This window comes from Stenotrophomonas sp. YJH_SMC_12-1, assembly GCF_059370935.1.
Genome location: NZ_JCAFUD010000002.1, coordinates 144,724 through 158,259, shown reverse-complemented (window position 1 = coordinate 158,259; position 13,536 = coordinate 144,724). Strand labels below are relative to the sequence as shown.

Below are 13,536 nucleotides of genomic sequence, written 5' to 3'. Positions count from 1 at the left end.
GCGTGCGGGCACCGGCCGTGGCCGGCAACCTCATGAAAAAAGATCAATGCACCGCGCGTGTGGCTCAGGCAGCCATCAAGGCCGGCGGCCCACGCGCTCCCAATGTGCCGCTGATCCGTTGCGGCAACGCCCGCACCGCACCGCGCAGCGCGCGGCATACGGGCGCCATCGGCGCCAGCAGCAGCAATGCCGCCACCAGCAGGGTGATCAGCCGCGCGGCGATCAGGCAGTAATCGCAATCCACGCCCATCTCATGGTCGGCATGTGGATCGGCAGCTGGCTTCGGCGTCGATTCGCCGTGCTGCATCGCCATCGCGTGATGATCGTGGTGCCCTTCCATCGCGTGCTGCGCATGCTCTGCGTGCATCGCATGGTCCATCGCCGCCACCGGCGCAGCGGTGGCCACGTGACCGTGCGCCAGCCAACGGCTCACCAACGGGGCGAGCAGCACCAGCAGCATGGCAAGCCATGCCAAGGACTGGAACCGGCGGTGGAGGACAGAACGACGCACACCACCATTCTACGGGGCTGCCGCCAACCCTGGACCACGTTCAGGATTTCCAGAAGGGTGGTGCGACGTTATGACGCAGCCACGGACGCAAGCGCTCTCCATGACACCAAGGGGGACGGAAGGCACCCATACGGCCCCTTCCGTCCCCGCATCACATCGCTAGAACCGCGCCGGTTGCTGCACCGCGCGCTCCAGAAACATGAAACCCGCCTGCAGGCTGTTGCGGGCGTTCTCCAACCAGCGCTCCGGATCGGCTACCGCAAATCGCTCCTGTGCATCCACATCACCCGAGTCGGCCAGATCAGCCAGCTGCAGATGGATGTGGTTCTCCACAAGGCTCACCAGCACGGCGAGCTCGGCCGATAAACCGGCGATGCGTTCGGTGAAGCCAGCGTCGTTGCTGTTCAGAGACATGTCCCCTGTTCCTATGCGTTGCGGTGTTGATGGATGGCTTCGAAACGCTCGGCACAGGCAGGCCCGCAGAACAGTCTTGCCGGATCGTTGTCGAAGTCCTCGCTGCAGTCCGGGTTGTGGCATTCCCCCATGGGAGTGAGAGGGGCAACGTTGCTGGCCCGCGTTGCGTGCTGGGCCAGGGCGCGCTGCAGGTGGCGCGCTTCCATTTCCTGCGCTTCGTCGATGGTGTCCGTCATGCGGGTTGTATTTTATCGAGGGGTGGTCGCACCGGTTGAGAACGTCGCAACGACGGTCAACGACGCGGATTCCGCGGCGGATCGGCGTTCGTGGTTGCAGTGGATTTCAGGCATGCAGGCTCCTTGTGCACGGGCGCCCGAAGGCGCGATGGAGAGAAACGATGGGCCGTCGTTGGCGGCGATCGCATCATCCGAAAACCGGTTCTCGCCAACTGCGACGCATCGGCACGATCACAGTGATCTGCGAACGCCATCGCAGATCCAACGCTTACTGGGTGGCCCCATTGCGATCAGGGATGCAAGGTGCTGGAAGGTGTTGCAAATGAAGCCCCGTTCCGACACTATGACCGTATCACCACTCCCATCACATCCTGACCACACTGCGTCGGTCGGCCGCTGCGTGACCTGCGCACGCCGGACACTGCACAGCACGTTGGCCGCCATCGGCCGCCGTGGACCGATCCACGTTCCCAGGGGCCTTGTCGAATGCACACACCGCATCCCACGCAGGACATCGTTCCCGCGTTCCTGCAGGCCATGCACGCGCACGGCATCGTGCCGGACGCGCGCGGCCGCGACGCGCTCAACGCCGATGGCACGCTGGTGCGCTTCCATGTGGAAGGCGACCGTCGTGGCACGCGCAATGGTTGGGCGGTGTTGTTTGGAGACCACGTGCCGGCCGGCGAGTTCGGCAGCTGGCGGACCGGCACCCGCCATGCTTGGTGCGCGAAGTCGCCGACCGCGTTGAGCGCCGCCGAGCAGCGTGCCATCAGGCAACGCCAGGAGGCGGCCCGCAGCGAGCGCGAACGGCATCAGCGCGAACGCGAGGACGCCGCCGCCAAGGCGGCCAACGTGCTGTGGAACCGTGCCATTCCTGCCGATGCCCACCACCCGTATCTCGTACGCAAGGGCATCCACGCACATGGCCTGCGTGTGGCGCCATGGCCGGTGCGCAACAGCGATGGCCTGGTCTTCCGCCATATCGACAATGTCCTGCTGGTGCCGGTGATGAACAGCGCGGGCCGTATCGTCTCGTTGCAGGCGATCTTTCCCCGCGTGGATCCAGCACTTGGCCGCGACAAGGACTTCCTTTCCGGTGGCCGCAAGCAAGGCTGCTTCCATGTCATCGGCAAGCCGGCCCCTGGCCAACCGATCGCCATTGCAGAGGGCTATGCCACCGCCGGATCCATCCACCAGGCCACGGGCTGGTGCGTGGTGGTGGCCTGGGATGCAGGCAACCTTGGCGCGGTTGCCCGGGCCTGGCGCGGCGCCATGCCGGACGCGTCATTCGTGCTGTGTGCCGACAACGATCAGTGGACGCGGCAGCCGCTGGACAACCCTGGCGTCACCCTGGCCACGCAGGCTGCCGCGGACATCGATGCCCGCGTGGTCTGGCCCGAGTTCGCCACGCTGCATGGCGACGATGACCGCCCTACCGACTTCAACGACCTGCATCTGCGCGAGGGGCTGGACACCGTGCGTGCCCAGTTGTTGCCCCCCATGCCGCCGGCAGGGGGCGACGACGTGGCACTGGACGATGCGCCGTCATCGGCCAGCGCGCGCTACCAGGTGCCTGGCAACCTGTCCGCATTCGATGCCTTCACCCCGTTTCCCGATACCAACGCGCGCGGGCGGCCGTTGCCAACCGCCCGCAACCTGGCCGAGCTGTGCCGTCGTACCGGTGTGACCGTGCGCTACAACGTCATCCGCAAGGATCTGGAGATTCTGGTCCCTGGGCTGCAGACGACCGTGGACAACGCCAAGGAGGTCGCGGCGGGCGAAGTGATGGATTGCATGCACCGCGCCGGCATGGCCACCGCCAGCTTCGAGACCAACCTGTGCCAGGTGGCCGAAGCCAATCCCTACAACCCGGTCGCCAGCTGGATCACCTCACGGCCGTGGGATGGCCAGACCCGCCTGCAGGCGTTCTTCGACACCGTGCTGGAAGCCCAGCCCACGCGCATGGCCGACGGCCGCGTGCTGAAGGAAGTCCTGATGCGGCGCTGGCTGATCTCCGGTGTGGCGGCCGCCTTTGAGCCCGATGGCGTGGTCGCGCGCGGCGTACTGACGTTCGTCTCGAAACAGAACCTGGGCAAGACACGCTGGGCACGGCAACTGGCGCCGGCGGAGCTGCAACTGATCGCTGACGGGGTGGTGCTCGATCCGGCCAACAAGGACAGCGTCAAGCAGGTCATCTCCAAGTGGATCGTCGAACTGGGCGAAGTCGATGCCACCTTCCGCCGTACCGATATCGCGGCGCTGAAATCATTCATCTCGCGCAGCCATGACGAGATCCGCCGCCCCTACGCTCGCACCGAATCCCGCTATGCGCGGCGCACCATCCTGTTTGCCAGTGTCAACGACGAACGCTTCCTCCGCGATGCCACCGGCAACACCCGCTGGTGGACCGTGCACGCCGTGGCGCTGGGCGAACCGGCGCGGATCGACATGCAGCAGGTCTGGGCTGAGGCCCATGCGTTGTACTGCAGTGGCGAGACCTGGCACTTGAGTGCCGAGGAACTGGATGCGCTCAATGCCACTAACAGCGAACACGAGCCCATCTCGCCGATCGCCGAACTGATCGATCGTCATTTCGACTGGTCGCTCCCTGCCGAGCACTGGAGCGCGCACTACCGCGCCACCGAGATCGTCATCGCGGTGGGCATCGACAGGCCCAACCGTCGCGAGGTGAACGAGGCCGCCGCCTACGTGGTGAAGCGGCATGGTGTGCGCACCCGTGTGGTGGGCAAGGAGCGCGCCAAGGTCTGGCTGATGCCACAGCGCAAACGCAGTCTGGCCGAGCACGCGGCAGGGCCGTTCTAGATGCCGCGCCTCCACGATGGTCGCGACGTTGACAGCAGCAGCGGCGACTGGCGCCTGCACTGCGAAGCACGTCGCCTGCTGCAATTGGACGGCTACCGGCGCGTGGGCACCGACGGGCGCTGGACGGTGGTCAGTCCGCGCCGGCACCGCCAACAGTATCTCGAGGGTGTCCTGGCCGCACGCGGCCCGGTTGAGCGTGAGCGTCTGGCAGCAGCGGCATTGCGGCTGTGGATCGCCAGCCCGCCCGCCCAACCGCATCATGATGAAAGTAGATGAAAGGTGTTGACTAGAGGCGTCTACAGGGGCAAGATGCCGGTATCGGCCCGCCACCTTCCAGGAGCGCTTCCGCCATGTCCCGTCCCCGACTGCATGCCTTCGAAGGTGAGCAGCTGACCGTGCAGCAGATCCACCAGCGGGTACCGGTGCTGTCCGAGCGGACCATCCGCGACCACCTTGCTGCCGGCCGGCGTACCCGCACCGCCATGTTGTGCTTTGACCCGATCGCCGCGGCGGCCCGGGGCGGGCACATCACCCAGCGCATCCTCCGCGCCCGCAGCGTCGTCGGTCGCGATTCCTGATCCTCCGGCACCTGCCGCATTTCTCCAGGAGTAGATTCCGCATGATTCCCGCCTCCCTCGACAGCGGTCATCGCCTGATTGCCGACACACTGGCCGCGTTCCGTGCCGGCCCTGCACTGGGCAGCGTTGCCCTGCGGCCGGCGCCACGCTCTCGTGTGCCGCTCTACATCGGCATCGCCGGCAGCAAGCGCTCGGGCAAGGACACACTCGCCAATGGACTGGCGTCGGCGTTGTCACTGCCATGCGACAGCTTCGCGGCCCCACTGCGGCAATTGGTCGCCTCCCTCCTCGGGCTTTCCCTGCACGAACTGGACAGCCGCAAGGAGGACGCCATCGACTGGCTGGCCGAACTCACCCCGCGCCAACTGATGCAGACCGCCGGTACCGAGTGGGGGCGTGACCGCGTCCATCCCGAGCTGTGGGTACGCTCGCTGTTCGCACGCCTGCCCGAGGGCGGGCTGGTACCCGACGTCCGCTTCGCCAATGAGGCCCGCGCGATCCGCCGTCGTGGTGGTGTCGTGATCCGCGTCAATCGCCCAGGCCATCGCAGCAGCGACCCGCATGCCAGCGAGCAGCCGCTACCGCATGAGCTGGTCGACATCGAAGTCGACAATGACAGCACCGCGGCCGATCTGGTCCGCAGATCGCTGGACCAGCTGCGTTCGCGCGGTGTGATCTGATCCGGAATGCCGGCCCGCCATCCGGTCCATCCCCCGAACCCAGCGCAGGCCCCGACCCATCATCGGCGAAAATGATGTAAGGTCATCCCCCATCACCGACGACACCTGTCGTCACCCTGCATCCCCAACCCATTTCGCAAAGAGGAAACGCCATGGAGGTCGAACAGTTCACGTCGACGCGCCTGAAGGCCATCGAGTTGTTCAAGTCCCAGCCCAAGGGCAGCAAGGACATCGTGAGCCTGGATGCGATCTTCATCTCGCTGTGCACGCTGGCCACTGCCCGGGCAGGCGCAGGCAGCGCCCAGCAGACGCGTACCGTGGCCCGCCCGGGCAGCCAGCAGCCGCCCGCGCCATGGTTCGTCGAAACCCTTGCGGCCCTGAAGGGCAAGGGCGAGTCGATCACCGTGGCGCGCTTCCTGATGTTCGCCAACCGCTTCCCGGTCAAGCGCATGGACCAGGTCAACGCCGCACGCTGGCTGCGCGACGCCGGGTACATCCCCCGCAAGACCGGCGGCAACCTGGTGTTCGATCTTTGATCCAGCGCCCCCTGCAGTCCTGAAGCCCCGGCATCGTCCGGGGCTTTTTCGTTTCCGGCCAGTACACGGCGCATGAGGCTGTGTGGCAGGTGGCCGTCCTCACCCTGTACCTGCCCCATCCCCTTGATCTGCCTCTGTTCCTGCCAGGTGAGGACAACGAGTACGGATGTACAGGAAAACACCAGCGGCCAGAGCAAGCGGATTCGGCTCACTGCAAGCAGGCGTGTCGTGCTCCTCCCCCCTCCTCACGCACGACTGAACGTCTTCAGCGCACCGATATAAAAGTAGATGAAAGGTGTTGACTGGTCATGCGGGATGGCAACAGTGGAGATCAATGCCACTGAAGACATCCTCCATGAACGCCCTGCCCGACAGCATCCAGACCCTGGCCGAGGTCATCGGCGAATCCGCAGCCCTCACGCTGGTGCGTGCCTGGCCGCCGACCACCTCCAGCACCACCGGCCGTCACCGCGTCATCGTCTACGTCCCCTCCACCCTGCCCGACCAGCACCGGCTGATCGACATCCTTGGCCACGACGTCGCCCACCGGCTGGTCGCGCACTTCGGCGGCGAACTGTTGTTCCTGGCATCCTGCTTCGCTGCCGGCGCGCACGAACGCCGCGAGCAGATTGCCCGCGCGGTCGCCAGCGGCATGCCACGCGACCATGTTGCGCGTGAGTTCGGCGTCTCACAGACCACCATCAAGCGCGCCCTGCGCGGTGCGCGCACCGCGTTGCCACCGGCTGTCCACCCGGCCCTGCTCAAGGGATACGCACGCGCATGAACGAGAGCGACCTGCTGGCCGGCGTGCCGGATTGGGCCAAGTACCTGGGCGGGACCTCGGGCGTGCTGATCGCGGTGTCGCTGTGGCTGCGCCAGTGGTTGTCGTCGGCCAAGGTCGACCGCACCGCCGATGAAGCCACCAGCAACACCCTGCGCACCCTGCAGGAACAGCTCGCGGCCGAACGTACACGCGCTGATGGGCTGATGCACGAGCGCGAGGCAATGGCCCAGGAGATCGGGCAGCTGCGCGGTGAAGTCAGCGCCCTGCGTGCACAGATCGCCCAGCAGAGCGTACAGATAGATGCTCTGTTGAACCTGGTGCGCAAGCAGCCGGGGGCCGCCGCATGACCGCCGCTGCAGCCAGCGCCCTCGGTGGCACCAACGTCGCCTCATTCCTGGACATGCTGGCGGTGTCCGAAGGCACCGACATTCCGAACCAGCGCTCACGTGACCGCGGCTACGACGTCATCGTCGGTGGCCAGCTGTTCACCGACTACCGCGACCATCCCCGCGTGCTGGTGTCGTTGCCACGCTATGGCATCAAATCCAGCGCCGCCGGCCGCTACCAGTTCCTGCGCAGCACCTGGGATGACCTGCGCGCGCGACTGGGCCTTCCTGACTTCGGGCCAGTCTCCCAGGACCGTGCAGCAGTCGCCCTGCTGAAACAGTGCGGTGCCTACGAGCTGATCCGGCTGGGACGCTTCGATGCCGCCGTCACCGCGGCCCGGCGCATCTGGGCATCGCTGCCGGGCGCCGGCTACGGCCAGAAGGAGCACGCACTGGAAACACTGCGCGCGGCGTACCGTGCCGCCGGCGGAGCCCTGCAGTGACGCCCGGGGCACTGAGGTTGGGCATCGGGCTGCTGGTCCTTGCCGGTAGTCACGCGAGCTGCGCCTGGCTGGGATGGACCCTGCGCGACCGCACTGCGGACCTTGCCGTTGCCACCACCCGGGCAGCGCAGCAGGAGGCCCGCACCGATGCAGTCCAGCGCGCGTACCAGCAGGCCCTCGCCAACAGCGCCGCAGGCGCGCAGGCCGAATCACAGCGCCTGGCCCACCAGGCCCGGCACACCGAACAGTTCAACACCCTGCAACGGGACATCGAAACCCATGCCAAGACTCCTGGTCGTGATCGCGGCGACGCTGACGCTGAGTTCGTGCGCATCTGGCGCGAGGCCAACGCCGGCCACGCCCTGCCGCGCTGACCTCAGCATCGCACCTGCCCAGCTGCTTCCCCCACCCCGCCTGCCGGACCTGCACGCAGCCAGCGATGACGCGCTGCTGCGCAATCACGTTGCCGTCGCACAGCAGTACCACGCGCTGGCCGACCAGCTGAGTGCGCTGCTGTGCAGCCTCGGCAACCAGCGCGGTATCACCATCAATGGCGCCGCGCCGGCAGCACCCGCCGACTGCGGCAGCAGCGCCACTCCCGCGCACTGAGCCTGCCGGATACGGCCACGCCTGCAATGCCACCCCACTGCGGTGATGGCAACACTGGCTGCAGACCGCGCGCGCCGCACAGGCCACGCCCTTCTTCCCTTCCCTGCATGAGCTGACATGGCGAACGATCCCTTCCCTCCTACGCTCGATCCGCTGATTGCCGCGATCGAAGCCGCGATCCGCGCACGCTTTCCCGGGTTTGCAAGCGTCGAGTTCCATCGCGACGCCAACGCCGAGGGGATGCCGCTGCCGGCCTGCCTGCTGGCGATGACCCGCTGTGACCGCAGCAGGGACAACAATGATGGCAGTGGCCTGCTGCAGGCCGCGCTGCGCTTCGAAGCGCGCATTGCGCTGCCGGCGACCGATGCAACCACAGTGCTGCAGCTGCGCAACGCGGCCCTCGCCCTGGCGACCTGGCTGCACCAGCTCGGCCGCTTCCCCGGCGTTGCCAGCGGTGCGATCGATGTGATTGCAGCATTGCCGGAAGACCCCGCGGCGGCACAGCCGGGCCTGCGCACCTGGATCGTCGAGTGGTCACTGCCGGTCGCGCTGGGCGACAACCCCTGGGACGACGCCGGTGGCGTGGTGCCGCAGGCGTGCTACAGCTTCGCGCCGGAGATCGGCCGCGTCCATGAGTCCCGCTACCAGCCATTGCCGGAGCGTGCACCATGAGCGCCGAACACGCGCGGTTGATCGGCAACCTGCTGATGATCGGTGTGGTACGCGAACTGGACGAGGCAAACGGACGCGTTCGCGTCGATGCCGACGGCATGCTTACCGACTGGATTCCCTGGCTGGAACGCGGCGCGGGACCGGGCGTACGCACCTGGTGCGCACCCGAACCCGGCGAGCAGGTCGTACTGGCGTGCCCCTATGGCGACCCCGGCCAGGCGCTGGTACTCGGCAGCCTGTACCAGGACCGCTTTCCGCCGCCGGCCGACTCGCGCCTGCGGCAGCGCACCGAGTTCGCCGACGGCAGCAGCGTCGAGTACGACCAGGAAACCACCACGCTCAACGTCCATGTCGGCAGCGGCAAGGTCATCGTCACCTGCGCGAATGCACAGGTGATCGCCAGCGAATCGATCGTGCTCGATACACCCTCGATCAAAGCGACCGGCGATCTGGATGTCAGCGGCGCGATCAGCGCCGGCAAGGACATCAGCACACCGGGCGAGGTCAAGGCCGGTGCCATCGGCCTGAAGGCACACAAGCACACCGCACAGGGCCCAACCGCCCCGACCACGCCGGCCCAGGCCTGAGCGGCCACGCCTGCAATGCCCTGAAAACCCGCACTCCACGACGATAGAGGCCATGCGAGGAATCGACGCCAACACCGGCAAATCACTGGATGGGCTCGCCCATCTCCACCAGTCCGTGCGTGACATTCTCACCACACCCCTTGGCTCCCGCGTACTGCGCCGCGAATACGGTTCACGCGTATTCGAACTGATCGATGCGCCGACCAACCGCTCGCTGCGCATGGACCTGATCGCGGCCACCGTCGACGCGCTGGCGCGATGGGAACCGCGTCTCCACGTCGAGAACGTCGACGTCTCCCTCCCCGCCCCTGGCGTGATGATCCTGGCAGTGACCGGGATCCACCTGCCGGACGGCGAGGCCATCACCATCGAAGGAATCGAGGTTCGCTAACCGTGGCATCCGGCTCGTTCACCAGTGTCAATCTGTCCCAGCTGCCTGCACCGGCGGTCATCGAAGTGCTCGATTTCGAAGCCATGTTCGATGAATCGCTGACCGCACTGCAGGCCTTGGATCCCACCTTCGACGCGCTGCTGCCGTCGGACCCGGCCTTCAAGATCCTGGAGGTCTGCACCTACCTGCGCCTGCTCGATCGCCAGCGTGTCAACGACGCCGCGCGTGGCGTGATGCTGGCCTATGCCGGTGGCAGCGACCTGGACCACCTCGCCGCGATCTTCGGCGTCGTCCGCCAGGTGCTCGACCCGGGCAGGCCGCAGGAAGGCGTTCCACCGCGATATGAGAGCGATGAGGACTTCCGCCGTCGCATCCAGCTGGGCCCGGAAGGGTTCAGCGTGGCAGGGCCGGAAGGTGCCTATGTATTCCATGCGCTGAGCGCGGATCCGCGCGTGCTCGACGCCAGTGCGACCAGTCCCGCCCCCGGCGAAGTGGTGGTCTCGGTGCTGTCGCGCGAAGCGGATGGAACCGCCACCCAGGGCCTGCTCGACATCGTCGAGGCGAAGCTGAGCGCCGATGACGTGCGACCGCTGACCGACCACGTGCTGGTGAAGCCGGCCACGATCGTCACCTACTCGGTCGACGCCACGCTGTTCACCTTTGCCGGCCCGGATTCGCAGGTCGTGCTTGCCGAAGCGCGCACCCGCCTGGACCGCTACATCAGCGAGTCACATCGCCTCGGCCGCGATGTCACCCGTTCGGGGTTGTTCGCCGCATTGCATGCCGAGGGCGTGCAGCGCGTGGAGATCGTCCATCCGGCTGCAGATGTGGTGGTGAACCGAACCCAGGCCACCCACTGCGCCGGCGTGACCCTGACCCACGGCGGCACCGATGAATGAGCCGAGCACGCGCCTGATCAACGCGCGCCTGCGCGGCGCGATCGATGGCCGCAACCGCACCTTCCGCCACCCCGGCGGCGCGCTGGCGAGCCTGCAGGCGGTGTACCGCACCGATGCACGGGGGCGGCAGCCGCTGCAGGGCAGCGTCATCGAGGGCAGCAGGGTCACCTTGGCCGCTGCACCGGCGCCCGGCGAGGTCATCGATGGTGACGCCCAGGTGGTGGTGCCCTCGGCGGCAAACCTGCTACCCACCAACGCCACCCATGCCGAGCGCGCGCTTGCCCGCGCCATCGTTGCAAGTCCGTTGCCGGTGGACATCACCGCGCTGTGGGATGCCGACCGCTGTCCGACCGCACTGCTGCCCTGGCTGGCCTGGGCGCTGTCGGTGGACGAATGGAAGGCCTACTGGCCCGAAGCCGTGAAGCGCGCCCGGGTGCGTACGGCCATCGCCATCCAGCGTCGCAAGGGCACCGCCGGCAGCGTGCGCGACGTGGTGGCCGCGTTCGGTGGATCGGTGCTGATCCGCGAGTGGTGGCAGCTGCAGCCCAAGGGCGCGCCGCACACCTTCGAAGCGGTGATGACCATCGCCAACCAGGATGGCCAGTCCGCCACGGCGATGTTCGTCGAGGACGTCATCGGCGAAATCACCCGGACCAAGCCGGTGCGCTCGCACTTCACCTTTACCCAGGGCATGCAGACCGACGCCGCCGTCGGCGCACTTGCAGCCGCCCACGCCACGGCCTTCCGCCGCCTTCAACTGATCGGAGAGTAACCCCCGCATGCGCCTGAAAATCACCGATGCCGGCTTCGCCAAGCTGGTCAATCCGCCGAACACCGGCACCAACGCCGTCCTGATCACCCAGATCGGCCTGACCTCGACTGCCTTCGTGCCGTCGGCGGGGCTCACTGCACTGCCTGGCGAGATCAAGCGCGTCGCCACCTTCGGCGGCCAGGCCGTGGGCGATGACACCGTGCACGTCACCATCCGCGATGACAGCGCCACCTCCTACACGCTGCGCGGCTTCGGCCTGTACCTGGCTGACGGTACGCTGTTCGCCAGCTACGGCCAAGCCGATCCGATCATGGAGAAGTCGGCCGCATCGATGCTGCTGCTGGCCACCGACACACGCTTCAGCGGGATCGACACGACGCAGATCCAGTTCGGTGATGCCGGCTTCCTCTATCCACCGGCCACCACCGAGGTCGTCGGCGTGGTCGAGCTGGCCACCACCACCGAAGCCGAAGATGCGACCGACACACAGCGCGTGGTGACTCCGCGTGGCATGCGTGCTTACACCGACAAGCGCTTCGGCGCCAGCGCCCCGACCGCGCTGGCGAAGACACTGCTGTCTGCGGCGAACACCGCGGCGGCGCGCACTGCGCTGGAACTGAAGAGCGCCGCGCTGAAGGACGCCGGGCATGGCAACGGCCTGGACGCCGACACCTTGGACGGCAGGCACGCCTCCGAGTTCGCCTTGGCCGGTGACTTCGCCACCGTGGGCCACAAGCATGTGATTGCCGATGTGACCGGGCTGCAGTCGGCACTGGATGGCAAGGCGTCCAGGGGCGGCAACACGTTCACCGACCAGCAGTTCATCAGCGGCACGTATCCGTTGCTGGGCTTCGGTGCCGCCGGTGCCGAGCAGTCCTTCATTGGCGGCTGGGGAAATTCCAGCCTGTGGCGCGTATGGAGCGCGGACCGCAGTGCCAGCAGCGAAATCACCATCAAGCATGGCGACACGCCGCGCTGGAACGGCTCGCCGATGTGGCATGCCGGGAACTTCGCGCCTGAAGCGAAGATGGACAAGAGTGGCGGGACGTTCACCGGGCACGTCGGCGTGAATGGAAACTCGCTTCGTTCCTATGGATGGAATGGTGTGGCCAACGACGGCGTACTCGTGCTCGGCGATACCAACTCCTACATTTTCAAGAACGGGTCAAACTTCACTTTCGCCAACGCGGCAGGCGGATACACCGCCATGCTCAATGCGGGCGGCACTGTCTGGACCAGTGGAAACTTCGATCCAGCAAGCAAGGTAAGCAAAGCCGGCGACACGATGACCGGCGAGTTGAAGAATCTCTCGCACATCACCGCTGGCCCGGCAGCCAGCAATAAAGTTCGCATCACTGTTTCCGGGGACGGATTCCCGTGCATCATGGGTACCAACCCAGCTGTCGATGCATATGTGCCGATGAACTACTACGGCACGCGGCACAACTTCAACTCCGGAATTTTCGCGAGCGGGCCGTCATTGTTCCGTGCTGCGGGCGATTCCCAGCCAGGCATCCGATTCCACTCGCAGACTCTCAACGGCTATCCACGTACAACGATTGAAGCCGTCACCGGTGACAGCAGCAGCTTCGCGGAAATGCATGCGATCAGCAACGGCTTCCACTTCTACAACCCCTCGTTGCGACGTGGTATCCGCATGTCCAACTCGGGACAAGTGACTACTACGCCGGAGTTCACTAACCCCGCCACCGGCATCACAGGTTTTGGCTTCACTTCGGAGGGTTCATTCGGCGGCGGATTCGGCATGCTGGACAACTCCATCCAAGGTGGATGGTGGATGGCCGCCGGCACCATGCAGTGGGGCATCAGCACCTATCCGAACAGCATGGGTGCAGCAATGATCCTTGGTGGTAACGGCGCGCTCACTACGACGGGTGGTTACGACTTCGGATCTTCGCGCAAGCTGAAGAACATCGATGGCGAACTCTCTTACGGTCTGGCTGTTGTAGAGAAGATGGAACTTGCAGCCGGCCACTACAAACCCGAGTACAACGACGACGGTCGCCGTCGCCTGTTCTTCGTCGCCGAGCAGCTTGCCGAACTGGTGCCGGAAGCGGTCGACCTGGAAGGCGTCGAGTTCCAGGGTGAGCGCGTGGCATCGGTCAAGCTCGACCAGCTGCTGCCGGTGATGGCCAAGGCCATCCAGGAACTGGCCGCCGAAGTGCGCGCACTGAAAGCGGAGCGCTGACATGCC

18 protein-coding genes are annotated in these 13,536 nt (G+C 66.3%); 15 read left to right on the top strand and 3 right to left on the bottom strand.

What is annotated here, in order from left to right:
- Positions 1 to 64 precede the first annotated feature (64 nt).
- From AC5P8Y_RS04230 to AC5P8Y_RS04220, 3 genes are all read right to left on the bottom strand, one after another.
- The gene (locus AC5P8Y_RS04230; protein WP_111188192.1) at positions 65 to 460 is read right to left on the bottom strand and encodes a DUF2946 family protein; all 396 of its coding nucleotides are present in this window, start codon (positions 458 to 460) and stop codon (positions 65 to 67) included.
- 210 nt (positions 461 to 670) lie between these two features.
- A complete protein-coding gene (locus AC5P8Y_RS04225; RefSeq protein WP_012479313.1) occupies positions 671 to 925 on the bottom strand; it encodes a hypothetical protein in 255 nt (84 codons plus the stop codon).
- Positions 926 to 936: 11 nt separating this feature from the next.
- Complete coding sequence (locus tag AC5P8Y_RS04220; RefSeq protein ID WP_005408344.1) at positions 937 to 1,161, bottom strand: hypothetical protein; 225 nt, start codon at positions 1,159 to 1,161, stop codon at positions 937 to 939.
- 486 nt (positions 1,162 to 1,647) lie between these two features.
- On the opposite strand from AC5P8Y_RS04220, the gene AC5P8Y_RS04215 reads away from it, so the two are divergent.
- The 15 genes from AC5P8Y_RS04215 to AC5P8Y_RS04145 all read left to right on the top strand — a co-directional run bounded on the left by AC5P8Y_RS04215 (position 1,648) and on the right by AC5P8Y_RS04145 (position 13,530).
- Positions 1,648 to 3,984, top strand: a complete 2,337-nt coding sequence (locus AC5P8Y_RS04215; protein WP_288419270.1) for a VapE domain-containing protein — start codon at positions 1,648 to 1,650, stop codon at positions 3,982 to 3,984.
- Positions 3,985 to 4,260 carry a DUF7696 family protein gene (locus AC5P8Y_RS04210; protein ID WP_111188193.1) on the top strand — a complete coding sequence of 92 codons (276 nt, stop codon included), beginning with the start codon at positions 3,985 to 3,987 and terminating at the stop codon, positions 4,258 to 4,260.
- Positions 4,261 to 4,334: 74 nt separating this feature from the next.
- Positions 4,335 to 4,562: a hypothetical protein gene (locus AC5P8Y_RS04205; protein ID WP_033835197.1), complete on the top strand. Its 228-nt coding sequence runs from the start codon at positions 4,335 to 4,337 to the stop codon at positions 4,560 to 4,562.
- A 41-nt stretch (positions 4,563 to 4,603) separates the two neighbouring features.
- On the top strand, positions 4,604 to 5,242 hold the full coding sequence (locus tag AC5P8Y_RS04200; protein ID WP_033835196.1) for a deoxynucleotide monophosphate kinase family protein: 639 nt from the start codon (positions 4,604 to 4,606) through the stop codon (positions 5,240 to 5,242).
- A gap of 152 nt (positions 5,243 to 5,394) precedes the next feature.
- Entirely contained in the window at positions 5,395 to 5,778 is a 384-nt protein-coding gene (locus AC5P8Y_RS04195; protein ID WP_033835195.1) for a hypothetical protein, read from the top strand.
- A gap of 355 nt (positions 5,779 to 6,133) precedes the next feature.
- The gene (locus AC5P8Y_RS04190; RefSeq protein ID WP_231522231.1) at positions 6,134 to 6,562 is read left to right on the top strand and encodes a helix-turn-helix domain-containing protein; all 429 of its coding nucleotides are present in this window, start codon (positions 6,134 to 6,136) and stop codon (positions 6,560 to 6,562) included.
- Positions 6,559 to 6,909 carry a hypothetical protein gene (locus AC5P8Y_RS04185; protein WP_005408337.1) on the top strand — a complete coding sequence of 117 codons (351 nt, stop codon included), beginning with the start codon at positions 6,559 to 6,561 and terminating at the stop codon, positions 6,907 to 6,909. The genes AC5P8Y_RS04190 and AC5P8Y_RS04185 overlap by 4 nt, the downstream gene beginning before the upstream one ends.
- Positions 6,906 to 7,391, top strand: coding sequence for a glycoside hydrolase family 24 protein (locus tag AC5P8Y_RS04180; RefSeq protein ID WP_111188195.1), 486 nt, complete (start codon positions 6,906 to 6,908; stop codon positions 7,389 to 7,391). The genes AC5P8Y_RS04185 and AC5P8Y_RS04180 overlap by 4 nt, the downstream gene beginning before the upstream one ends.
- Positions 7,388 to 7,765 carry a hypothetical protein gene (locus AC5P8Y_RS04175; RefSeq protein ID WP_111188196.1) on the top strand — a complete coding sequence of 126 codons (378 nt, stop codon included), beginning with the start codon at positions 7,388 to 7,390 and terminating at the stop codon, positions 7,763 to 7,765. The genes AC5P8Y_RS04180 and AC5P8Y_RS04175 overlap by 4 nt, the downstream gene beginning before the upstream one ends.
- Positions 7,766 to 8,117: 352 nt before the next feature.
- Positions 8,118 to 8,672 (top strand): hypothetical protein, encoded by a 555-nt coding sequence (locus AC5P8Y_RS04170; RefSeq protein WP_111188197.1) that lies wholly within the window; start codon positions 8,118 to 8,120, stop codon positions 8,670 to 8,672.
- Complete coding sequence (locus tag AC5P8Y_RS04165; protein WP_024956108.1) at positions 8,669 to 9,259, top strand: phage baseplate assembly protein V; 591 nt, start codon at positions 8,669 to 8,671, stop codon at positions 9,257 to 9,259. The genes AC5P8Y_RS04170 and AC5P8Y_RS04165 overlap by 4 nt, the downstream gene beginning before the upstream one ends.
- Before the next feature lie 52 nt (positions 9,260 to 9,311).
- A complete protein-coding gene (locus tag AC5P8Y_RS04160) occupies positions 9,312 to 9,650 on the top strand; it encodes a GPW/gp25 family protein (RefSeq protein ID WP_005408332.1) in 339 nt (112 codons plus the stop codon).
- A 2-nt stretch (positions 9,651 to 9,652) separates the two neighbouring features.
- Positions 9,653 to 10,549, top strand: a complete 897-nt coding sequence (locus tag AC5P8Y_RS04155) for a baseplate assembly protein (protein WP_049403304.1) — start codon at positions 9,653 to 9,655, stop codon at positions 10,547 to 10,549.
- A gap of 223 nt (positions 10,550 to 10,772) precedes the next feature.
- On the top strand, positions 10,773 to 11,321 hold the full coding sequence (locus tag AC5P8Y_RS04150) for a phage tail protein I (RefSeq protein WP_258391685.1): 549 nt from the start codon (positions 10,773 to 10,775) through the stop codon (positions 11,319 to 11,321).
- Between the two features lie 7 nt (positions 11,322 to 11,328).
- On the top strand, positions 11,329 to 13,530 hold the full coding sequence (locus tag AC5P8Y_RS04145; RefSeq protein WP_111188199.1) for a tail fiber domain-containing protein: 2,202 nt from the start codon (positions 11,329 to 11,331) through the stop codon (positions 13,528 to 13,530).
- Positions 13,531 to 13,536 lie beyond the last annotated feature (6 nt).